Origin of the sequence: Halomonas sediminis (genome assembly GCF_044871105.1) — a bacterium.
Lineage (GTDB): Bacteria > Pseudomonadota > Gammaproteobacteria > Pseudomonadales > Halomonadaceae > Vreelandella > Vreelandella zhuhanensis.
Window position 1 is genome coordinate 2000439 of the sequence record NZ_CP085246.1, and the last position, 23092, is coordinate 2023530.

22 protein-coding genes are annotated in these 23092 nt (G+C 56.1%); 7 read left to right on the forward strand and 15 right to left on the reverse strand.

All coding sequences use genetic code 11. The annotated features are described in order from the left end of the window. Positions 1 to 76: 76 nt before the first annotated feature. Positions 77 to 2512: a DUF3141 domain-containing protein gene (locus LG290_RS09580; protein ID WP_499834633.1), complete on the reverse strand. Its 2436-nt coding sequence runs from the start codon at positions 2510 to 2512 to the stop codon at positions 77 to 79. 312 nt (positions 2513 to 2824) lie between these two features. Between LG290_RS09580 and LG290_RS09585 the strand changes: the two genes are divergently transcribed. Next, positions 2825 to 3811 (forward strand): LysR substrate-binding domain-containing protein, encoded by a 987-nt coding sequence (locus LG290_RS09585; RefSeq protein ID WP_499834634.1) that lies wholly within the window; start codon positions 2825 to 2827, stop codon positions 3809 to 3811. Between the two features lie 195 nt (positions 3812 to 4006). Continuing rightward, complete coding sequence (gene lipA, locus LG290_RS09590) at positions 4007 to 5074, forward strand: lipoyl synthase (RefSeq protein ID WP_499834635.1); 1068 nt, start codon at positions 4007 to 4009, stop codon at positions 5072 to 5074. A gap of 20 nt (positions 5075 to 5094) precedes the next feature. Here the strand turns inward: lipA and lipB are convergent, their stop codons facing one another. The 11 genes from lipB to LG290_RS09645 form a co-directional block, all read right to left on the reverse strand. Then, a complete protein-coding gene (gene lipB, locus LG290_RS09595; RefSeq protein WP_499834636.1) occupies positions 5095 to 5805 on the reverse strand; it encodes a lipoyl(octanoyl) transferase LipB in 711 nt (236 codons plus the stop codon). Beyond that, the gene (locus LG290_RS09600; protein ID WP_160418716.1) at positions 5805 to 6113 is read right to left on the reverse strand and encodes an HP0495 family protein; all 309 of its coding nucleotides are present in this window, start codon (positions 6111 to 6113) and stop codon (positions 5805 to 5807) included. The genes lipB and LG290_RS09600 overlap by 1 nt, the downstream gene beginning before the upstream one ends. 74 nt (positions 6114 to 6187) lie before the next feature. Beyond that, a complete protein-coding gene (locus LG290_RS09605; RefSeq protein ID WP_499837072.1) occupies positions 6188 to 7369 on the reverse strand; it encodes a D-alanyl-D-alanine carboxypeptidase family protein in 1182 nt (393 codons plus the stop codon). 118 nt (positions 7370 to 7487) lie between these two features. After that, entirely contained in the window at positions 7488 to 8450 is a 963-nt protein-coding gene (locus LG290_RS09610; RefSeq protein WP_499837073.1) for a septal ring lytic transglycosylase RlpA family protein, read from the reverse strand. After that, positions 8450 to 9508 (reverse strand): lytic murein transglycosylase B, encoded by a 1059-nt coding sequence (gene mltB / locus LG290_RS09615; RefSeq protein ID WP_499834637.1) that lies wholly within the window; start codon positions 9506 to 9508, stop codon positions 8450 to 8452. The genes LG290_RS09610 and mltB overlap by 1 nt, the downstream gene beginning before the upstream one ends. A gap of 46 nt (positions 9509 to 9554) precedes the next feature. Beyond that, entirely contained in the window at positions 9555 to 10715 is a 1161-nt protein-coding gene (gene rodA / locus LG290_RS09620) for a rod shape-determining protein RodA (RefSeq protein WP_499834638.1), read from the reverse strand. Continuing rightward, positions 10716 to 12602 (reverse strand): penicillin-binding protein 2, encoded by a 1887-nt coding sequence (gene mrdA, locus LG290_RS09625; RefSeq protein WP_499834639.1) that lies wholly within the window; start codon positions 12600 to 12602, stop codon positions 10716 to 10718. It lies immediately after the preceding gene. A 50-nt stretch (positions 12603 to 12652) separates the two neighbouring features. Continuing rightward, on the reverse strand, positions 12653 to 13120 hold the full coding sequence (rlmH, locus tag LG290_RS09630; protein ID WP_499834640.1) for a 23S rRNA (pseudouridine(1915)-N(3))-methyltransferase RlmH: 468 nt from the start codon (positions 13118 to 13120) through the stop codon (positions 12653 to 12655). After that, a complete protein-coding gene (gene rsfS, locus LG290_RS09635; protein ID WP_499834641.1) occupies positions 13120 to 13485 on the reverse strand; it encodes a ribosome silencing factor in 366 nt (121 codons plus the stop codon). The genes rlmH and rsfS overlap by 1 nt, the downstream gene beginning before the upstream one ends. A gap of 111 nt (positions 13486 to 13596) precedes the next feature. Further along, positions 13597 to 14262, reverse strand: coding sequence for a nicotinate-nucleotide adenylyltransferase (gene nadD, locus LG290_RS09640; RefSeq protein ID WP_499834642.1), 666 nt, complete (start codon positions 14260 to 14262; stop codon positions 13597 to 13599). A gap of 12 nt (positions 14263 to 14274) precedes the next feature. Beyond that, on the reverse strand, positions 14275 to 15513 hold the full coding sequence (locus LG290_RS09645; protein ID WP_499837074.1) for a glutamate-5-semialdehyde dehydrogenase: 1239 nt from the start codon (positions 15511 to 15513) through the stop codon (positions 14275 to 14277). Positions 15514 to 15789: 276 nt separating this feature from the next. On the opposite strand from LG290_RS09645, the gene LG290_RS09650 reads away from it, so the two are divergent. Genes LG290_RS09650 through LG290_RS09660 form a run of 3 tightly spaced genes read left to right on the forward strand, consistent with a single transcriptional unit; the run spans position 15790 to position 19035 of the window. Beyond that, positions 15790 to 16659: a hypothetical protein gene (locus tag LG290_RS09650; RefSeq protein WP_499834643.1), complete on the forward strand. Its 870-nt coding sequence runs from the start codon at positions 15790 to 15792 to the stop codon at positions 16657 to 16659. Further along, the gene (locus LG290_RS09655; protein WP_499834644.1) at positions 16656 to 17591 is read left to right on the forward strand and encodes a diguanylate cyclase domain-containing protein; all 936 of its coding nucleotides are present in this window, start codon (positions 16656 to 16658) and stop codon (positions 17589 to 17591) included. Before LG290_RS09650 ends, LG290_RS09655 begins: the two co-directional genes overlap by 4 nt. A gap of 46 nt (positions 17592 to 17637) precedes the next feature. Then, positions 17638 to 19035: a bifunctional DedA family/phosphatase PAP2 family protein gene (locus LG290_RS09660; RefSeq protein WP_499834645.1), complete on the forward strand. Its 1398-nt coding sequence runs from the start codon at positions 17638 to 17640 to the stop codon at positions 19033 to 19035. Between the two features lie 4 nt (positions 19036 to 19039). Here the strand turns inward: LG290_RS09660 and LG290_RS09665 are convergent, their stop codons facing one another. From LG290_RS09665 to mpl, 3 genes are read right to left on the reverse strand one after another with little or no spacing between them, the layout of a single operon-like run. Beyond that, on the reverse strand, positions 19040 to 19663 hold the full coding sequence (locus LG290_RS09665; RefSeq protein WP_499834646.1) for a LysE family translocator: 624 nt from the start codon (positions 19661 to 19663) through the stop codon (positions 19040 to 19042). Beyond that, positions 19660 to 20364, reverse strand: coding sequence for a flavin prenyltransferase UbiX (locus LG290_RS09670; protein WP_499834647.1), 705 nt, complete (start codon positions 20362 to 20364; stop codon positions 19660 to 19662). Before LG290_RS09670 ends, LG290_RS09665 begins: the two co-directional genes overlap by 4 nt. Continuing rightward, entirely contained in the window at positions 20354 to 21757 is a 1404-nt protein-coding gene (gene mpl / locus LG290_RS09675; protein WP_499834648.1) for a UDP-N-acetylmuramate:L-alanyl-gamma-D-glutamyl-meso-diaminopimelate ligase, read from the reverse strand. Before mpl ends, LG290_RS09670 begins: the two co-directional genes overlap by 11 nt. Positions 21758 to 21912: 155 nt before the next feature. On the opposite strand from mpl, the gene LG290_RS09680 reads away from it, so the two are divergent. Both LG290_RS09680 and trhA read left to right on the forward strand, forming a co-directional pair. Further along, positions 21913 to 22311, forward strand: coding sequence for a glutaredoxin family protein (locus LG290_RS09680; RefSeq protein ID WP_499834649.1), 399 nt, complete (start codon positions 21913 to 21915; stop codon positions 22309 to 22311). A gap of 71 nt (positions 22312 to 22382) precedes the next feature. Continuing rightward, positions 22383 to 23039 carry a PAQR family membrane homeostasis protein TrhA gene (gene trhA, locus LG290_RS09685; protein ID WP_499834650.1) on the forward strand — a complete coding sequence of 219 codons (657 nt, stop codon included), beginning with the start codon at positions 22383 to 22385 and terminating at the stop codon, positions 23037 to 23039. The last annotated feature ends 53 nt before the right edge of the window (positions 23040 to 23092 follow it).

The window sequence follows — 23092 nt, forward strand, 5'->3', positions numbered from 1 at the left end:
ACACTAGCAACGACAACCCCCATGAAAAAACGCCCTCACCAAGGGTGAGGGCGTTGATTGCCACTTAAACAGGTTTTTAACGCTTGCGATGTGTCCGCTTACGCGCAGGGGAATTCGGCGTTGTTGCCGGCTTATTGGAAGCAGGCTTTTCCGCTTGGGCCGGCGTTTCGGACGTCGATTCAGCCGCAGGCTTAGGTTGATTAACAGGTTCGGGCGGCGCTTCTTTCTTAACTGCCGGTTCCTGCTTTGCATGCGGGACCGGGGTAGTTTTTTCCGGCTCCGGCTCCGGCCGTGCCTGATCGAAAAATGCCTTTATTTTCTCAAAACGCTTGGCACCTTGCTCCGAGAGCTCACCACTGGCTGCAAATACATGGTCAAGATGCCTGATATGCGCATCAATCTGTTCATTGCTTTGGCCTTCCAGCAGTGCCGGCAAGGTTTCCAATGCCTGCTCACGGTCCAGTTTGAGAATAAAGAACTGGTCACGCACCAGTTTTTTGAACGAGGCCAAATCACTATCCGGCTCAAGTTCAACATGAGAAGCACGCAGGCGCTTGAAATTACGCTCATCGGTGGCCGGAGCCCCACCCAGCACATAAATCACGGACCGCATCACCGCTTCATGAGCACCGCCGGTGGCAATCCTGGCACACAATTCTTCTCGGCGCTGTTCAATGAAACGAAGATGCTCCGGCTCTGCTCCCGGACGGCGATGGATGGCCTCTTCAGAACCATGCAGGCCGACCAGAGCTTGTAGTAATGGCTGGCCGTAGATAGTCAGGAACAGCCGCTCGACGCTGCTGTCACGCAAATCGCGGAAGGCATTCAGCGACCTGACAATCTGGTCCGAGACGATGGATTCCATGGCCTTGAACGGATTGTTTTCATCAACCGGATGCCGGTCTTCGCGTATACGCTCGGCCATTATCGGCAGCGGTACTGCCATGGGGTTTCGATCGGAAAGCATCTTGTAGCCTAACCGAACTGGATGCATGCGACGGTTCCAGCGTGCTGTTTCGGGGGTGGTGACAGCTTGTACGATCGGCTGCAAGAACTTGCGATAAAGCCCCAGGTTAATTTCAGAGACACGCGCTACCGTGGCAAAGCGACGCTCATCCTCCGGCATGTGCTTGACCTCACGATCCAGCTCCTCGAAATTACGCTGAGTAAATTCGAGCAGATATTCGCGCTCCATGAGTTCTACATCATCGCGTTCGGAGGCATGACTTACCGTGGTCTCATAAAGCCCCGGCGGCATGACGTCGATATAGTCCATATTAGCGGTGAATTCAGAGTGCTCCTTGCGCGAGATACTTCCCGACACGAAGATACCCAAATGACCGGTCGTATCGTGGACGCAATAGACGATGGTTTGCTCGTTGGCAATGAGGTCTTCTTCGCCTTCATAAAGGTCACGAATCCAACCCAGGGCCTGCGGTGGCGGGGTGATATCATCACCGCGCGAGCAGAACACCACCACCGGGGAACGCAAGTTGCGCAAGTCGATACGGCGCCCGTCGCGCGTCACCAACTGCGCTGTCGAGAGACGATTACCTATGAAGAGGTTGTCGACGATATACTGTATTTCCTCGCCGCCAAGCAGTACGTGGCCACCCCACCAGCGCTCGAATTCCAGATAACGCTTGGCTTCGGTGTCAATACTGGAAAACAGGTTGTATTGCTTTTTCCAATGAGTATTGGCCGGATTGAGAGCTTCGAAGTTCTTGACCAACCAGGCACCATCGAACTGACCATTACCCAGGTCGGAGGTCATGGCGGTTATCCAACTGCCCCCGGTGAGCCCGCCGGTATAACGCATCGGTGCCTTGCCGCGCTCGCCGGCCCAATACGATAACGGTGCACCGGCGATCAGAATCGGGCCGAATACACTCGGCTCCAGCGCTGCCGCCATCATGATTTGCCAACCAGCTTGGCAGTTACCCACCACCATGGGCTTTTCGGCAGTTTCTGGATGAAGTTCGATAACGTGGCGTAAAAAAGCGACTTCCGCTTCAACCACATCTTCCACCGTCTGCCCCGGCTCAGGAAATGGCAAGAAGCCGATGAAATAGCAGGGATGCCCGGCACGCAGGGCAACGCCCAACTCGCTATCGGGTTTAAAACCACCGATTCCCGGACCGTGCCCGGCACGCGGGTCAACCACTACAAAGGGGCGCATCTGTAAATCGATTTCAACCCCTTCGGGGGGCAGAACACGCATCAACTCGTAGTTGACCGGGGCCGGCAATGTGCGGCCATCCATCAAGACTTCCGTGTCAAAACCCAGCACGCTAGGCTTGGTCTGTTCCATATGTTCCAGATACTGGTTGCCACGTTCACGCATGACATCCAGATACAACACACTACGTTCGACACTATCACGCCAGTAATCGAAGGCAGCCCGGCCGAAGCCGAACGGGTCGAACAGGGCAGTCAGCTCAGTGCCGGGTGTGAAGACCTTTTTCTGTTGAAACAACCCGGAACGGAGCATGGGGTTGGCAAGAAAGTTCATAAATTCTCCCGTTGGGTCACTGCAAGGGGTGACTGACCCGAAGCGCACTATGCTGCAACGCAATATATCGTAGGATACTGCGGACGGGGCGTCGATGCACCTTCCCTGTTATTTTTTTCACGCTTTTCTTCGATTTTTTCCACTTAATAGGCTACCGCTTACAGCGCACTAGGGTCGGTGAAGAGCGCAGATGTGGGCATTCAGTGTTAAAATTTAGCTTATGTTTAACGTACAGGTCTATTGGTCCAGCCCTATCTATATAGATCTATTCGCACTGATCCATATGCACTACTTTGCTGGTCGAGGACGTTCATGTCATCACTCAAGTTGCTAAACCGTCTGACGTTTCGTCAGCTTCAGGTGTTTCAGGCCGTCCATCGTCAACGTTCTTACTCGCGTGCGGCCGAGCAACTCGGGTTAAGCCAGCCAGCCGTCAGCGCCCAGGTTCGCCAGTTAGAGCAGGCGCTTGGCCAGCCACTGTTCAAGTATGCAGGAAAGACGCTGCATGTACTTCCAGCCGCTGACACCTTGGCAGGCTCCACCCGTGAAATTTTCGGTCAGTTGTCGCGCCTTCAGATGAATCTTTCCGACATGAGCGGCAAGATCACCGGTGAGCTCAACCTAGCTGCTGTCTCATCGGCCCAATATGTGGTGCCCTACCTTCTTGCACGCTTTCGCGCCCATTACCCTGAGGTAAAACTGCGCTTGAAAGTCTGCAATCGTAGCCAAGCGCTAGAGAGACTGGTGGATCAACATGACGATCTGGTGATCATGGCCATGGTTCCGGAAGACGACCAACTGGTGGTCATGCCAATCCTGGACAATGAATTGATTGCCGTTGTGTGGCCCGAACATCCCCTTTTATATGCCCCGGCTCCTCGCTTGATCGATTTTGCCCGGCATTATGTGCTGATGCGCGAACCGGGCTCGGGGGTACGCAATGCCTTCGAACAGATCGCCGCCGCACAAAACGTCACGCTTTCTCATTGCATCGAAATGGGAACCAACGAGGCCATAAAGCAAGGGGTCATGGCGCATCTGGGAGTAGCCGTACTGCCACGTTTGGCGGTACAGCTGGAGCTGGAGCAGGGGTTACTTTACGAATTGATATTGCCGGATTTCCCGATTCGCCGCTCATGGTGCATGGTGTATTCCCGTGAACGTTTTCCCACGCCAGTTACCGAAGTTTTTGTACGCTTCGTACGGGAGCACCTAAGCGATTACCAAGCGCATTTTCGTGCCCCCTCGAGCCCCCTTCCCAGCCATGGTGTTGCCTGCCTGCCCATGCTTTCTTCATAACGGCCGATCAGCGAAAAACCATGGCTTTACTGCGGGCTTGTGTCCACTTAAGTAGTGATTATGATACATTGAGGGTTATTCTTACGTATCAATCTGCAGGCTTTCGAGGTTGCGCAACGCCTTGTCGAACACATGTCCAAGCGCAGTTTCGCCCTCTAAACCTTGTCAGCCGCCAAGTAGAGAGGCTCACCTTTTATGAGCGACAGCACTTCACAGCGCGTGCCAAGTGGCGAAAAATTCCACAACGAACACGGCATGACGGTGATCAAGGACGGCATGAAACAGCGCAAGCCAGCTGAGCATGAAAAGACACCCGAGCCTGCAGCCCTTGAACGCAAACCCAAATGGTTGCGTGCGCAGATTCCTGCAGGGGAGCGCTTCGAGGCAGTCAAGAAAAATGTCGCCACTCATCGCCTGAGTACCGTTTGTGCAGAATCACATTGTCCCAACATGGGCGAATGTTGGAGCAATGGCACTGCCACCATCATGCTGATGGGCTCGGTATGCACCCGGGCATGTCGCTTCTGTGCCGTGGATACCGGTAACCCCAAAGGCTGGCTCGACCTTGAGGAACCGGAAAATACCGCCAAGTCGGTAGAGCTCATGGGGCTGCGTTATATCGTCTTGACCTCGGTCGACCGTGATGACCTTGACGATGGCGGGGCTACCCACTACTCCAACTGTATTCGTGCCATCAAGGAACTCACACCTCACGTAGTGGTGGAAGCACTAACGCCTGATTTCGATGGTGAGCATAGCGCCATTGAGCAGGTAGTAGATTCAGGCCTGGAAGTCTTTGCCCAGAACGTGGAAACCGTAGAACGCTTGACACGTCGCGTGCGAGACCCACGCGCCGGCTACCGCAAGACACTTGACGTTCTCGCCCACGCCAAGCGGCATCGCCCCGACATTATCACCAAGACCAGCCTGATGCTGGGCTTGGGCGAAACCGAAGAGGAAATTCTTCAGACATTTGATGACCTGCGTGACATTGGCGTAGATATCGTCACTCTCGGGCAATACCTACGCCCCACCAAGAATCACTTGGCGGTCGAGCGCTGGGTCACCCCCGAAGAGTTTGAACGCTATCGCCTGCTGGGGCTTGAAAAAGGCTTCATGGAAGTACCTTCAGGCCCGCTGGTACGCTCTAGCTACCGTGCCGACCGGGTATTCGAGAAGAATAATCTGGGGCTGGCATCCGCAGTTGAAATCCCTGGGCAAACAACCGATTCCAACCGGATTCCTACCAAGAGTGTGGGCTAGACGTTGCCTAAAGACAGCGGCTAGGGCGCTAGACCGGCCGGCTCTATAAAGGGGCGTGTTTTTTCAATTTGAATGACACGCCCTAGCTCATCGGCCAAACACCGTGCAAGCTGCTCGCCTACCCTATCGATATCCAACGGCTCGTCAATAATGTCAGCCAGACGAGTCATGCTCATCCCTGCATAACCACATGGATTGATCCGCATAAAGGGCTCAAGGCTCCCATTAACATTGAGGGCCACGCCATGGAAGCTGGCACCCCGACGAATGCGCAATCCCAGTGAGGCGATCTTGGCCTGTTCTTCATGGTCGTGGTTGCCTGCGACATACACACCCGGTGCATCAGGCCGGGCGCATGCAGAAACACCGTACCCTGCCAATACCGCAATCACGGCATTCTCCAGGGCTGAAACCAACGCTCTTACACCGATACGCGCCCGACGCACATCCAACAAGGGGTAAAGTACCACCTGTCCTGGCCCATGATAGGTCACCTGACCTCCCCGGTCGGTCTGCACCACGGGAATATCTCCCGGCATCAACAGGTGCTCCGGCTTGCCTGCCTGGCCTTGCGTGAATACCGGTTCATGCTCAACCAGCCAAAACTGATCCGGCGTCGCCGCATCACGCCTATCGGTCAGTTCGCGCATGGCCTGCCATACCGGCAAATAAGGCTGACGCCCCAAAACGTACATATTGATGGGAGCCGAGCCGAGGTCCTCATCATTCATCACAGCACCATATGCACACGACCAGTGGCCTTCAAATCTAAAAACAGCTGTTTCAGCTGCTTTTCTCCAGTAGCACGAATCGTAATACGAACCGATTGAAAACGACCGTTACGGCTATCCACCACCTGCATCTCGGTGGCATCGAATTCCGGCGCATGTTGAATGACTATCTGGCATACCGTAGCGGCAAAGTCATCGGCGGCATTTCCCACCACTTTGATAGGATAATCACAGGGAAAAACGATTTCAGGTTTTTCCGCCGGTGCCGCCGTAGCTGGCTGGCGCAGGTCTCGTAGCCCTTTTTTCATGATAAAGACGCTCCATGAAGAGAGAAATAATCAACGGGCCTGATCTCTCTTACCTCAACAGGCCGAACATGGCATTAATCGAAGAAGCGGCCCAGCAGTCCACTGAAGAAGCGTCTGACTTGATCCAACAGACGCTTGAACAGGCCTCCCTCTTCGACATCCTCAAGAGCTATCAGCGACCGCTCGCCAATCACCTCATCACCTAGACGGACTTCCAGCGTGCCGACGCTATCGCCCAAGTGAACCGGAGCATTCAGGTCGGAGTCCAGGTCCAAGCGAGCAGTCAGCTCGGCATCGCGATTACGTGGCAAGGTCATGTGAACATCGTCATCTACGCCCACACGCAACTCGTTCACACTGCCACCCCATATCCGTGGGGTAGTCAATACTGCGCCCCGATCATACAGCTTGAGCGTTTCGTAATAGCGAAACCCGTAACTCAAGAGTTTCTGGGTCTCCTGGGCACGCGCTTCTTCGGAGTTAGTTCCCATCACCACGGAAATCAAGCGCATGTCCTCGCGCTTGGCCGACGCCACCAGACAGTAACCCGCTTCATTGGTCCAACCGGTTTTCAAGCCGTCTACGCTGGGGTCACGCCACAACAGTCGGTTACGATTAGGTTGGCTGATGTCGCTATAGGTGTAGTTACGCTCGGAATACATGGCGTAGTGTTCGGGATAGTCATTGATGATGTGCTGTGATAAAAGCGCCATATCACGTGCCGTGGAGTAATGATCTTCTCCCGGAAGACCAGTGGCATTGACGAAATTGGTGTTATGCATGTCCAAACGGGTGGCATGCTGGTTCATCAAGTCGGAAAAAGGCACTTCACCACCGGCCAGGTGTTCGGCCATGGCCACACTGGCATCGTTACCCGAGACGATGACAATACCATGCAACAGATCGCGGATAGCCACCTTGTTACCGACTTCGATAAACATCTTCGAGCCACCGGTGCGCCAGGCACGCTCACTGACATTGACCATGTCATCCAGCTTGATAGTGCCACGATCCAGTTCATGCTCCACTAGGTAGGCGGTCATCAATTTGGTGAGACTGGCGGGAGGTAGGCGTTCATCCGGATTGTGCTGCGCCAGAATTCGCCCACTGTTGGCATCCATCAGAATCCACGAATTTGCCGCAAGCTGAGGTGTCGCTGGAATCATTGTCTGGGGTTGAGGAATGACCTGAGCCATGGCGTGAGATGTAACCAATACCAGACACATTAAGCAGGGTAGCAAGCGCAAACGGAGCATAGACTTCAAGGCATTCATCGACAGGATCTCATTGGCGTTACAGCAAAACTGATTCAGAAAAGCTGGTAAAGAGTAGGCGATGAAGTTTCAGCGCCTCTCAAGGTATGTATTCCGGCTATTATCGCACTACAAAAACTTGCGGAAAACCGGCTTGGCGCAGCGTCTCACGTAACAGCACCATACTATTTTCATTATCTACCGGCCCCACCTGTACGCGATGCATGTCGGCATCGCTCGTGACCCGAACCGGATGTGAAAGCTCACTTTCCAGACGATCTCTGAGCTCACGTGCACTGTCCGAAGATGCCAACGCTGCAATCTGCAGGTATACCTTATCAGCACCCTTACCCTTTTCAGTATCGACCGGCGTGGTGCTGCGTTGAGGGCTTATCGGCACCATAGCCACTGGATCAGGCTGAGCTACCGGTGAACGATTGAATGCGCTCCCCCGTTCGGCCAGCCAACGCTCAGGGTCAATGGTTTCCACTTCCACCGCACCGGTACCGGCATCCAGAAAGCCCAGGCGTGCCGCTGCCGCATAGGATAAATCGATTTCTCGGTCACTATGAAACGGTCCCCGATCATTGACACGTACTATCACCGAGCGACCATTGTCCAGACTAGTGACCCGAGCAAAGGTAGGCAAGGGCAAGGAGCGATGGGCTGCCGACATTTTGTACATGTCATAGATTTCACCATTGGAAGTGGCATAACCGTGAAACTTTTCACCGTACCAAGAGGCGGTTCCTCGCCGCTGGTAGTCGCGGGCGTCGGGTAATACCTGGTAGGTTTTACCCCACACTTCATAGCTTGAACGATTACCTGCCCGAGACGGCGCTTCGATACGCGGCTCAGCATCCGGCACTTGCGAAACATCCGGTGGCGCCATCGGGTAGGCGTCCCCACTCATGGCGTAACGCTCTGAGGAAGACGCGCTCGCGTCAGAGCCAGTTTGGCGCAGGGAATCGGATGTCTGACGCTCCGGTTGTTGAACATCCTGGCTAGCACAGCCGCTCAACAACCCCAGCGCCAACACAACTACCAGCACCACGGGGCGCCATTCATGAATACGCTGCTCGATCACGGTGTTTCCCCACGTTGTTCAGCAATCGCTTCGGCCAGTTCGGTCACTGCCATCGCATAGAGGTGGCTATGATTGTAGCGCGTGATGACATAAAAATTGTCATGCGCGAGCCGATAGCGATAATGCCCATCCGCCATCTCCAATGCCAGCGGAATGACCTTCTGATCGGCTTTCATAATCCTGGGTGCATCCCCCTGTGCAGCGGCGGGATCGATACCCTCGGCACGCAACGCTTCAAGCGTGACATACGGCCGTGACGTCTGATTGAATTCGATGCCCTCAACCAGGGTTTCGGGGCCATTAGCCTCATGATAAACAGGTGCGCCCGGCTGCCAGTCATGTTCGCTGAAATAGTTAGCGACACTACCGATCGCATCCACCGGGTTATGCCACAGATCGCGCAAGCCATCGTCGTCAAAATCTATCGCGTACGCCTGATAACTGGTGGGAATAAACTGCGGGTAGCCCATGGCCCCGGCATAGGAGCCTTTCAAGCTTTCCGGCGCCTCGCCCTGCTCATGAGTGAGTTCCAGAAAGGCACTCAGTTCACCGCGAAAGAAATCACCACGTACAGGATGATGAAACGCTAGCGTAGCCAGCGAATCCAACACTCGGTGACGCCCGGTATGACGACCATAATAGGTTTCCACCCCGATAATCGCGGCAATGATTTCCGCTGGCACACCATAGTCGGTTTGCGCTCGGCCCATGGCATCGGTATGGCTATCAATGAAAGCCACGCCAGCATCAATACGCTCAGGGGTTAGAAAGATAGCGCGGTACTCATGCCAGCCCAACCGCCTCTCCGCGGCCCCCGCCATGGCATCCAGGACCCCCTGAGTAAATTCGGCCTTGTTCAGAGTGGCGGTCAGCCATTCTCGCGAAAGACCGCGTTCTGATAACTCCTCGACCAACTCGGCGGCCTGTGAGTGAACCTCAGGATGAAAGTGTCGCTGTTCCGAAGTCGGATTCGCTGCGCTGGCAGAGTTAAGCAGAAGCCACCCCAGCACTACCAAAGTCAAGCCCGCGGTCGCCTTGTGTACGGCCATAGTCATGTCCTCACCACTCCTGGAATTCACTGATACATCTGGTTAGTGGCCGTTAACGCGGTAGTAACCGGCGATGGGCTTGGATCGACATGAGGATACCGAAACCGGCCATCAAGGTCACGCTTGAGGTGCCACCGTAACTGACCAGAGGTAACGGCACACCCACCACTGGCAATATGCCGCTGACCATTCCTATGTTGACGAACACATAGATAAAAAACGTCAAGATGATACTGCCCGCCAAAAGACGCCCGAATGTATCCTGCGCATAGTTTGCCAGCCATAATCCTCGGCTGACGATCATCACGTAAAGCGCGAGTAGCAACAGCATCCCCACCAGGCCGAATTCTTCACCAAGCACCGCGATGATGAAATCGGTATGACGCTCGGGCAAAAACTCCAGCTGCGATTGCGTACCCTCCAGCCAACCTTTGCCAAACAGGCCACCGCTGCCGATCGCCGTGGTCGATTGCATGATGTTCCAACCGGAACCTAGAGGATCGCTTTCCGGATTGAGAAACGTCAATACCCGCTGACGCTGGTAGTTATGCATGTTCATCCACAACACCGGCAAGGCGGCCCCGGCCATTGCCATGGCGAACAGAATCAGTTTCCAGGAAAGCCCGGCCAGCACTATCACGATCACTGCCGCGCTGGTGACCAACAACGAAGTACCCAAGTCGGGTTGAGTGGCGATCAGCACCACCGGCACGGCAATCAGTACCGCGCATACCACCAAGTCGCGCAGGCGGGGCGGCAATTGGCGGCGACTCAAGTACGCCGCGACCATCAGAGGCACTGCCAGCTTCATCATTTCCGAGGGTTGAAAGCGCATCACGCCGGGAATCACTAACCAGCGTTTGGCGCCCATTCCCACATCACCGAACAATTCCACGGCGACCAGCATGGCCAGCCCGACGCCATAGACAAGCGGCGCCCAACGTAAAAAGGTCACCACGGAGAACTGAGCCAACACCGCCATCCCCACCAAGGCAACGCCAAATCGAATGCCTTGGGCAATCACCACGTCGATATGTTGTCCCGAGGCACTGTAAAGAACCAGCAACCCGGCGCCCATAAGCAACAGCAACATTCCCAGCAACCACGGGTCTATATGAATCCGTTCCCAGAGACTCTTGCGCCGGGCAATGCCACTGTCAGGGGGGCGCACAGTGTAACCACGCCAGCGTCGTGTTAATTGCATAATGCTCATTTACAGTTCTCCCTCGAGCAAGGCATCGAGGTTGAGCTGGCTATCTTCCGGCTCAAGCAACCAGGCGTCGGTCATGGCGCGCGCCAGATGAGCGGCATGGGTACTTCCTCCTCCGGCATTTTCGACTATCACCGCGACGGCAATCTGAGGGTCATCCAGAGGAGCAAACGCTATGAACAAGGCATGGTCGCGCAAACGCTCCCGAAGCTCGTCAGCATCGTAGCGTTGATCCTTGCCCAGCGAGAACACCTGGGCGGTGCCAGACTTGCCTCCCATACGGTATTCCAGCCCTACCCCGGTACGGCGTGCTGTCCCTTCATTACCGCTAAGGACTTTTTCCATGCCGTTGAAGATACTGTCCCACCAATCGGTATTACTAAGCTCGATATCAACTAACGTATGCGGCAATTCAAGCGGCATCGACGTATCGCCGACACGTCGAGCCAGGCGCGGCTTGACCCACTGGCCGCGATTGGCAAGTGTCGCGGTGGCACTGGCTAATTGCAGCGGGGTCACTTGCCAATAGCCTTGGCCGATGCCTACCGACAATGTTTCTCCGGGATACCATGGCTGACTGAAACGGGCTCGCTTCCATTCGCGGGAGGGCATCAGCGCTGCACTTTCGCCCTGCACATCATGCGCGACCTGTCGACCAAAACCGAAGGCACGCATGTTTTCGTGCAAGCTATCAATGCCCAGGTCATGGGCCAAGGTGTAATAATAGGTGTTATTGGACACCGCAAGTGAGCGCTCCATGTCCACCCGGCCATGCCCCCAGCGCAACCAGTTTCGATAACGCCTTGAATCATTGGGCAATTGGTAATAACCGGGGTCGTAGATAGGACTGTTCGGTGTAATGACGCCTTCCGCTAACCCGGCCATTGCCAGAAATGGCTTAATCGTGGAGCCCGGTGGGTAGCGACCGCGAATGGCACGGTTGAATAACGGCAGATCAAGGTCTTGCTGCAAGGCACGATAGGAGGCAACGTCTATCCCGGTAACGAACTGGTTACTGTCAAAGCCCGGCGCTGACGCTAGCGCCAATATTTCGCCACTCTGCGGGGCCAGTGCCACGATCGAGCCACGCCGGCCATCAAGCAACTCATAGGCCAGTTTCTGAAGCGATTTATCCAAGGTTAACGTCAGGTTTTTTCCCGGCACCGGTGCCGTTCGGCTCAGCTCACGTAACACACGGCCTCGCGCATTGGCTTCCACCTTGCGCAGCCCCGCCTCGCCGTGTAACGCATCTTCATAGAAACGTTCAATACCGGTTTTACCGATGAAGTGGGTCCCTGCATAACGCCCCGGATCCAGCACTTTGAGTTCGTCGGTATTGATCCGTCCCACATAGCCCAAGGCATGGGCCATGATCTCGGCGTCCGGATAGTAACGCAGTAACTGGGCCTCCACTTCCACCCCAGGCAAGCGATGGCGATTGACCGCTAGACGGGCAATCTGATCTTCGTTCAGATCACTGGTCAACAGCGCCGGCTGAAACGGTCGTTGGCGTTGCCGTGAACGGACGTGAAACGCTGCGACTTCTTCCTCGGAAAGCTCCAGCAATTTCACCAACAGCTCAAGCGTGGCATCCAGATCCTCCACTCGCTCGCGTACCAGCGTCAAATTATAGGTAGGCCGGTTTTCCGCCAACAAGACACCGTTACGGTCGTATATCAATCCACGGGTAGGCGACAGCGGCTCGATACGCACGCGGTTGCTTTCCGAACGCGTGCTGTACATATCGTGTTGCACCACCTGCAGATAGGCCAGGCGGGCCGTCAACAGACCGGTCAACACCGTCACCACCAGCACTGCCAACAACGAACGCATCCGGAAGATGCGCTGCTCCTGCCCTGGATTTTTCAGCGTGTCACGACGCTCACGCATGACGGCAAGCCAACCTCGATGAGATAGTCAAATGTAGGCAAACGGGTAATTTAACGGTGGTAGGGATGACCGACCAGCAATGTCCAGGCACGATAAAGTTGTTCGGCCAACATGATCCTGACCAGCGGGTGGGGTAGCGTCAACGGCGACAACGACCAATGCTGATCCGCTTGAGCGGAAAGCTCGGGCGCTAAACCATCCGGCCCTCCCACCAGCAATACAACGTCACGCCCTTGCATCCGCCACTCGTCCGCTTCTCGAGCCAGCTGCTCAGTGCTCCAGGGTTTCCCCTTTACTTCCAGCGCCACGCAGTGCTCATTACCGCGTAATTTGTCACGGATACGCCCGGCTTCTTGATTGACAGCTCGAGGAATGTCGGCATTCTTGCCCCGCTGCCCCAGCGCGATTTCTTCAATTTCCAGGCTAAAATCCCGTGGCAACCGCTTGCGGTAAGTCTCGACGCCCTCATCTACCCAAGCGGGCATACGGGTACCCACCGCCAACAAGCGAATCTTCATCAGGTCGGCGTCTGTTCCAGCGCGACTAGTGAACTATCCGCGGGCAGATCCGCCCATAACCGCTCCAGGTCATACAGCTGGCGCGCTTCGGGAAGCATGATGTGAACCACGATATCCCCCAGGTCGACCAAGACCCAATCTGCATTAGGCCCGCCTTCCACGCCCTTGGGCCGCAGCCCTTGTTCCTTGGCCTTTTCCACCACGTTTTCAGCCAGTGCGGCGACATGACGGGTAGAGGTACCGCTGGCGATCACCATTAAATCGGTAACATCGGTAAGGCTGGAAACATCCAGCTGCGAGACATCTCGCGCCTTGAGTTCTTCCAGCGCATCAATCGCTAATAACTTGAGTGTTTCGATGTGCATAACTCCTGAATTACAACCCCTGAGATAACTGACAGAATCGAGCCGGCCATTGTAACGGCTTATGGCGTGGCTGCCAGCGCTATCGACGGTTTAGCCGTTCCGATCGACAATTTATTCATCTCGATACAACGCTTTCTGGATAATCAGTCGTTCGACGGCTTCCGGCACTAGGTAACGCACACTTTGGCTTGCGGCCAGTCGATGCCGAATGCCGGTTGCCGAAATCGCCATGCGCGAGGGTAAGCTCAAACGTAACAGGCCTCCTTTCGCATGCCTCATCAGTACCGACACACTATCGACTTCTCTTTCACCCAGCAGTTCCCTCAAACCCTCAGGAAGAGGATCGTTGTAGCCGGGGCGATCGATCACCACCACATGCGCCAGCTCGAACAGACGTTGCGGTGCATGCCATTGAGCCAGCTTGAGAAAGGCATCATGGCCTACTACCATTACCAACCTTGCCTGGTCGCCATACTGGTCACGCAATTCAGCCAACGTATCGGCACTGTAAGAAGGCCCGGCCCGGCGCAGCTCACGGTCATCCGCCACCAACCCCGGCGTATCCCCGATGCCCGCCTGCAACAACGCCAGGCGGGTTTGGGGGGCCACCCGAGGTTCGCCGCGCAATGGAGGCTGCGGGGCGGGTATCATGTGCAACCGTTCAAGCCCCAGCGCTTCGTGAAGTTCTACGGCGCTGCGTAAATGACCCAGATGCACCGGGTCGAATGTCCCCCCCAGCATGCCGATACGCTGAAAGGTCGGCTGACAGCTATTCATGGGCATTCCTGACTATTGACGTACCTGGCCATCACCGAACACCACGTATTTCTGTGTTGTCAAGCCTTGCAGGCCTACCGGTCCTCGGGCGTGCAGTTTATCCGTGGAAATACCGATTTCCGCGCCTAGGCCATATTCGAAGCCATCGGCAAAACGAGTCGAAGCGTTGACGATCACTGAACTGGAATCCACTTCCGCCATGAAGCGCCGGGCAAGCCCGTAATGGTCGGTGACGATGGCATCGGTATGATGGGAACCGTAACGCTCGATATGCGCCATCGCCGCATCGATACCATCGACCACCTTGACCGCCAATATTGGCGCCAGGTATTCGGCATGCCAGTCGTCTTCCGTGGCCACGCCCACATCGGGCAAGATGGCTCGGGTACGTTCGCAGCCACGCAGCTCCACGTGATGGTCGGCATAGGCTGCAGCCAGGGCAGGCAGCATATCATCGGCAATCGAGGCATCCAGCAACAGCGTTTCCATGGTATTGCAGGTGCCGTAACGGTGGGTCTTGGCGTTCACCGCAATTGCCATGGCTTTGGCTTTGTCCGCCGTGGCATCGATGTAAACATGACAGACACCGTCCAGGTGCTTGATCACCGGCACCCGGGCATCACGCGAAACACGTTCGATCAATGACTTGCCGCCACGCGGAATAATCACATCGACGAATTCAGGCATGCTGATCAATTCGCCCACTGCGGCACGATCGGTAGTTGCCACCACCTGAACAGAGCTTTCCGCTAAACCGGCATCCACAAGGCCGGCCTGAATGCAGGCACCGATAGCCGCATTGGAATCACAGGCTTCCGAGCCACCGCGCAGAATGCAGGCATTTCCGGATTTCAGGCACAGGCTGGCCGCTTCCATGGTCACGTTTGGCCGAGACTCGTAGATGATCCCGATAACGCCCAAGGGGACCCGCATCTTGCCGACTTGAATGCCGCTGGGGCGCGATTGCAAACCATCGATTTCACCCACCGGATCAGGCAAGGCCGTCACCTGACGCAGCCCTTCCAGCATGGCATCGATGCGCGTGTCATCAAGCGCCAAGCGGTCAAGGAGGGCTGCGTCCAAGCCATTTTCCCGGCCACGCTGCATATCACGCGCATTCGCAGCCAGCACCGTCTGGCGCGCTTGGTCGAGTTGCTCGGCCATGGCCAACAAGGCGGCATTCTTGGTGCCTGTATCGCACCGACGCAGGGTGGATGCTGCCTTGCGGGCCGCCTGGCCAACTGAGTGCATATACGTGGCCACTTCCACCGATGCGGCTTCATTGGCTTCATACTCTTTCGATGATATTGGAACGCTCATGCCCTCTCCGTGCGTGGTTACGCCTAAACAAGTAAAGTGATATACGTCAGCATACGATATCCTTAGGCTCGCTGCGTTATCAGGATACTTTCACAATGCCGGCATGGCGTAGCTGACCAGCAGCATCATGAAGCGTTACCTCAACGCATCGCCCATTATCGCAAATACGTCAGCACTAACAATCATCTCAACGAATAGTAAGGCACCATGCAGAGCAAGTACAAAATCAGCCTGCTGCGCGGCAATCTGCTTGCCGCCGCGGCGACCATGGCTTTCTGGACCCAGACCGCGATGCCTCAGGCGGCAGCTTTATTGTGGCTGAGCGTGGGCTGGTTGCTGGTGATGACATTACTGCTCGAATTCAGCCATCGCCGCTCTCGGGGATTACCTTGGCAGCTTTTCCCGGGCCTTCTACTGATGGCATTGATCAGCGTTGCGCCGGAGCGACATGCGATATTGGTGTGGGCCTGGGTCGCCATATTGATGCTACCCCAGCCTACCTGGGCATTAGCCTTTAATCTCGGGGCCGCCGCCATCAGTCTATTGATCGTCAAACCCACCCTTGGTATTCCCACTTGGGCACTGTTGGTAGCATCGCTGGGTGTATTGACGCTACTGGCTCTCTCTCGAGCTCGCCAGATGACGGACATGAATGGCGCGATTCGTCAACGCTTGCGCTTGATTCCAGGCTACAACCTTTGGCCCGGCGAACAGCTACTGCGCGACCTGCCTCGTGAACAGGTTCGCTGTGAGCGAGAAAGCGTGCATGGTGAGCTGTTAGTGCTACAAGTCAAACGTCATCAACTATGGTCCATTGCACGCAAGCTAAGCGAGCTAACCTATGATTTCGAAAATGTCTACCGGCTGGATGGCACCACGCTTGCTACCTTATTGCTGGCACCTTCGCCCCAGGAAGCTGCAACGCGTCGTATTCTTTTACTTGCCCCCTTACCCGACACGATAGTAAGTCAACGCTACCCTCTGTTGGAGGTAGAGCCGCAATCCTTGAGCCTGGCATCATTATGCCAAGCATCTCTTCTCCTCTCGTCGGCACCTTCGGCAGAGGATATATTATGATCCAACACCGCTTTTCCGGGCGTCTAATGACCCTGGCCTATTGCCTTAGTTTACTCTTGATAACCGTTTATACTCTCTGGCTTTACGCCATGGGTGAGTACCACCAATTATTGCTGCCCGCCTTCGTGACGCTGATCATGTTGGCTACCCTTCTGCTGCATCTAGGACAAGGATTGCAGGCATATTCACCCCGGGTGCTGGCGCTCGGTTGCACTTTCCTGCTGGTGATCTTCGCTCTGCATCAACGCCCCGAGACCACCATTATCTGGGTAGGCTTGCCCATCACCGCTACCTTTCTGCTGCTACCGCTATGGGCGGCCTTTATCATCAGTTTGGGCATGATCCCGGTCTGGTACTGGTTACCGCTGGGTTCACAGTTAGGCTGGGATACGGTCTGGGGTTATCTGACGCTGGTGTTACTGCTGGCCTTGCCACGTGGTGAGCACGTACGCCGCCGAGCGTTACTGCGCGCTACCGACCCAAACGACAGTGAATGCGATGCGTTTCATATAGACACCCTCAATGAACGCTTACGCAGCGAATATCAACGCGCCACCATGCTGAACCAGCAGCTCGCCGTCCTGGTCATTCACCTTCCGCAATTGGACATGGCCGGTGAGCAGTTTGGCAATCGTGCTCGCCTGGCCTTGCTCGAGGCTTTATGTACGGATGTGTACGGCAGTTGTCGTGAACATGATATTCTCGGCCGAGCCGGCCCCACCACCTTCTGGCTGGTATTACCAGACACCAGCGAAAGTGGCGCACTGCTGGTGCGGGAACGCCTGCAACACTCGCTTTCACAGCGAGTACTGGTGGAAACCGGACCGCTTGAGGTGCGTATCGCCGCCTGCTTACCTTCTCGGCAGGAGCTGTTTGAACGCTACCTGAAACGACTTCAAGCGCGTGCCGACGCTCTTATTGAACACACTTGATACGTTAACCCTCCTTTTCTGACTCACCCATTCAAGGAAACCGCCTGTGTCGCTTGCCGATGCGCTGTATCAACTCACCCCACCCCCTGCTTTATTATTACTGCTGCTGCTATTGATTGCGCTGGTGGAATCGCTGGCGTTGGTGGGGTTACTGGTCCCCGGCGTGGTGCTGATAACTGCTGCCGCTTCACTGGCAGGCCATCAGGAATTGGCCTTGGCCTGGGTTATCGGCGTGGCGTTCATTGGCGCGGTGATCGGCGATGGTGCAAGCTTCGGTCTGGGATATCTTCAGCGTGAAAGGGTCACTCGATTATGGCCGCTTTCGCACCATCCGGAATGGTTGGCGCGCGGGGCACGTTTCTTTCAGCGTTACGGCCCCTTTTCAGTGTTTTTCGGTCGTTTCATAGGGCCAGTGCGCCCGGTGATTCCCCTGATTGCCGGGATGCTGCACATGCGGCCTCTCACTTTTATCTGGGCCAACCTGGCCTCGGCAGCCCTTTGGGCACCGGCTTACGTCTTGCCAGGTTATTTGCTCGGGCGTACCTGGAAACGATTACTGGACTTCCCTCCAGGATTTGAAACCTGGCTGATCACGTTCGCCCTGATCGTGGTGGGGCTGGCTGTGGCATTTTCCTGGGGCCGTGCACAATTGGCACGGGAGGGGCGCCTGTATCGTCTGATGGCGGGCGTTGCCCGCAGGGCACCGTTGCTGCGTCGCCCCTGGCTCGCCATGAGCCACAGCGGCGAAGTACCCTTGGCTTCTACGCTATTGCTGGTGGTTTCTCTCGGCGCCCTCTCGGGCTGGACATTATTGGTGATTTCCCACCATGGCCCCATGCCCATGGATACTCAGTTGCAACAACTGGTAATGGAGCTACAGACCCCCTTCTTGACCCAACTAAGCCAAATCATGGCGAGCATCGGTGACAAATACGGTGTCTTGGCGCTCTTTCTCCCTTGGGGGCTATGGTTATTGGCCAAACGCCACCTTGCTGCCCTGTTGCACTGGTTAGCCGCACTGGGTGGCATTGCCCTATTGAATATCTGGGGCAAGAATTTCTTTGCAAGACCGCGCCCCGAAACCCCCGATTACTTGAGTGGCTCGCTAGCCTACCCCAGCGCTCACAGCTCCACCGCCGTGGTGCTGTTCGGCCTGGGGGCGGCCTTCGCCGCCGCGGAACTACCTCACCATAAGCGCTTCTGGATATATTGGGTGGCAATGGCATTGGCCTTGCCCATGGCACTTTCCCGTCTGGTGCTGGGCGTGCACTGGTTCAGCGATCTAGTGGGCGGCGCCCTGCTGGGGTTAGTGGTCTGCGCCTTGGTGCAGCTCAACTGGCAAAGCCGCCCCCGCCGATCGCTTAGCCCCTGCCCTTGGCAGGCACTGACGGTGGCGTCCCTGGTATTGGTAAGCACCCGGGTGGTGTTGCTGTCGCCGGTTTAGCGCCCTAGCCTAGCGCCAGCCATAATCCGACCCCTACCATCAAGGCCCCGGCGATACGGTTGAGCAGGCGGACATTACTGCTTTCCCCCAATAGCTTGCGCAGAGTGCTTCCCCCCGTGGCATAAACCAGCATACTGCAAAATTCTATGGTCAGGATTACGCCGATCAATACCACCAATTGCTTGGCCAGCGGCCGTGAAGCGTCGAGAAAAGGCGGCAGCAATACCATGAAGAATGCCCACCCCTTGGGGTTGGCCACGGCGGTAAGAAAGCCTTGCAAGGCAAGTTGAACGCGCCCGGCGGGAGCGGCAACCTCTACCTCCAGCGGTATCGCCATGCGCCCGCGCGAGCGCCACATCATTACCCCGAGATAACCCAGATAAGCCCCGCCCACCCACTTGAACAAGGCAAACAGTTCCGGCTGACGCAACATCAATGCCGCCACACCGGCACCGGCCGCCGTGGCCACCAACCCTACCCCGGCCAGCTCACCGATCATCATCCATAAGGTCCGTTTGACCCCTTGCGTCATGCCAAGCACCATCGCCAGGGTCATGCACATGCCCGGGGTCAGCGACACCAACAGGAAGGTCGGCACGAACACAGTCACCATCGCCCAGGACATCATGAGCGCGGCACCGAATCCGGCGTTTCGCCCCAACGCGGTATCAAAGCATGCTGAATGCCTAACTGGTTGAGGATTCTCGCGACGATAAAATCGATCAGGTCATCCACGCATTGAGGACGATGATAGAAACCGGGTGCTGCAGGCAGAATCACCACGCCCAAGCGGCTCAAGGTCAGCATATGCTCCAGATGAATCGCCGAAAACGGCGTCTCTCGCGGCACTATGATTAGCTGACGTCGCTCCTTGATCGCCACATCAGCAGCACGTTCGATCAGATTATTGCTTGCACCGCAGGCCACCGCGGAAAGCGTGCCCGTCGAGCAAGGACACACCACCATGGCTGAAGAAGCTCCCGACCCCGAAGCCACCGGCGCCATCCAGTCTTCTCGACCGAAACAACGGATCTGCCCTGCTGCAGCGTTACTGCGCTCACACAGTGCTTGAGTCAGCCGCTCGGGCTGTGCAGGCAGCGATATCTCCATTTCGGTGGCAATCACCATGTGCGCAGCCTTGGAGATCATTACCCAGACTTCATGGCCGGATGCCACCAGTATGTCGATCAAGCGCAGGCCGTACTGGGCGCCGGAGGCACCGGTCAAGGCAACCGTGATCGGTGGGCGAAAGCCAGCACTTATGTCAGCACCTGAAACAGCGCTGGGGCTGGGGCTGGAGCCGGAGCTTGAAACAGTATCAATGGCCATGCGTGTCCTTGTAACGAGTCCTCAGTGCCTGCAGCAATAATTCATGGACGCCCCCGAAAGCGCCGTTGGACATCACCACGATACGGTCCAGTGGTTTGGCAGCCGCCGTCACTGCTACTACCAGTTCATTGATTTGATCATGCAATGCCGCCGCCTGAGTCTGTTGGGCAATGACATCCGCCAACGACCAGCCGAGCCCCGGTGGCTGATACCAGAACACTTGGTCGGCAAGCGCCACACTGCCACTCAGACGGTCACGCAGCGCGCCCAGACGCATCGTGTTTGAGCGTGGTTCGATGACCGCCAGCAGCCGCCCTTTCGGTGTCGCCGCGCGCAGTCCCTGCAAGGTGGCGGCTATCGCGGTGGGATGATGCGCGAAATCGTCGATCACCTGAATCCCGTTGACTTCGCCGCGTATTTCCTGGCGCCGCCGCGGGGTTTCAAAACGTGAAAGTGCCGCGCAGCCGCGCGCCAGGTCCACGCCGCAGGCATGCGCCGCCGCCAATGCCGCCAAGGCATTGCGTGCGTTGTGCTCGCCGGTCAATGACCAGTCCACCACGGCATCCTCGCCACCCCTGACGCTCTGGGCGCTCTCATGAATCACCTGAAAACGGCTGGCATCGTCACGCTCCAGCACCAATCGCCAAGAGCTTTGCGGCTGGGTACCGAAATGCTCGACAGGTGTCCAGACCCCCTGAGCCAGCACCCGCTCAAGTGCCGGCTGTTCATCGGCCACCAGCAACTTTCCGTTGCTCGGAACCGTTCGTACCAAATGATGAAATTGCCGTTCGATTGCCGCCAAATTCTCGAAGATATCCGCATGATCGAATTCCAGGTTATTGAGTACCGCGATGGTGGGTCGGTAATGCACGAACTTGGAACGCTTGTCGAAAAATGCCGTATCGTACTCATCGGCTTCCACAACAAAAGGACTGCCGGCTTCTCCCAACCGCGCGGAAACCCCAAAGTTGCGAGGCACTCCACCAATCAGAAAGCCGGGATTAAGCCCTGCCGACTCCAGCAACCAGGCAAGCAAGCTGGCCGTGGTGGTCTTGCCATGGGTACCCGCCAGAGCGATTACCTTGCGTCCCGGCAGCACTTTTTCCGCCAACCACTGCGGCCCGGAACTATATGCAAGGCCGCTGTTCAAAAGTGCTTCCACTTCGGGGTTGCCCCTGGAAAGCGCATTACCCACCACGACCTGATCCGGCACAGGCACAAGGTTTTCCGCCTGGTAGCCTTCATGCAGAACGATACCCGCCTCAGCCAATTGCGTACTCATGGGGGGATAGACGTTGGCGTCAGAGCCACTGACTTCCAGGCCAAGCTCTCGTGCCAGTAATGCCAGGCTACCCATGAAGGTGCCGCAAATCCCGATGATATGAAGATGCATGAAGGTTAAACCCCTGACAACAGTCAAAAACAGCTTGGCAGCCTAGCATGACAAGCGGCTTTGCTCATCCATGGCAGTGACAATAGCAGCCAGTTGTTGCAGGATGCTCGACACATTATTTTCCTGTTTTTTACGATATTATTAAGGATGGCTTCATGAGAATCGTGATTCGTTACTTCTTTCGCGGCTTGCGCCTGGTGCTGGCACCGTTCATGTTAATTGCGGAAAAGCTTTCCACTCCGCAATCAGTCGAGCGTAGCGAAGAAGAACAGGCCAAGGTCGATGCCGAATGTGAAAACCTTGCACTCTATCAATTTCGCACCTGCCCGTTCTGCATTAAAGTACGCAAGGAAATGGCGCGCCTGGGGCTTGATATCGAATTACGCGATGCCCAACTCGACCCTGAGCACAAGAAGGCACTGCAGGAAGGCGGAGGCAGAGTCAAAGTACCCTGCCTGAAAATCAGCCATGCTGATGGACAGGATCAATGGCTGTATGAATCCGACGATATCAATGCCTGGCTACACAAGCGTTTCGGCAAGCCAGCTTTATGATCAACCCCACGCCTTGAGGGCAAGGAAGAAGAAGCTAGCCAGCGCCGAATAACACTGACGCCGGAGGCTCAATGAGAGAATGGCTACCTGCACCCAGACGTAACCAGTCATTGGGTGAAGAAATCGCCAACAGTATCAGTCATGGCCTAGGCTTGGTTGCCGCTGTGGTGGGAACGCCTTTTCTCGTGAAACAGGCAGGGCTTCATGAAGACATCGGTTTCGTCATTGGCAGCTACGTTTTCGCCGCAAGCATGATAATTCTCTATCTGTCCTCCACCCTCTACCATGCGCTGCCCCAGGGACAATCAAAGCGAGTGTTTCGAGTCATCGAGCACTCCGCCATCTACCTGTTGATTGCCGGTACCTATACGCCTTTTACGCTCGGGGTCCTGCAAGGTGCCTGGGGCTGGTGGCTACTGGGAGCTGTCTGGATACTTGCCCTTCTCGGCGTATTGCAAAAAGCCTTCAGCAAGGGTACTCATCCTGTGGTTTCCACGGGTCTCTATCTGGCGATGGGATGGCTGGTCGTCGTGGCGCTTGGACCCTTGGTGGAGAGGATGTCACCCTCGGGGCTTTACTGGGTCGTCGCAGGCGGTCTCTCCTATACCCTGGGCGTGGTCTTCTTCGCCATGGACGCACGACTGCGCTACGGCCATTTTGTGTGGCATCTTTTCGTGATGCTGGGCACTCTGTGCCATTACTTCGCTATTTTGTGGCATGCAATATAAAACACGCTTTTTCATTGGCCACCGACCCTGAGCGCCTTTCATACATACGACCT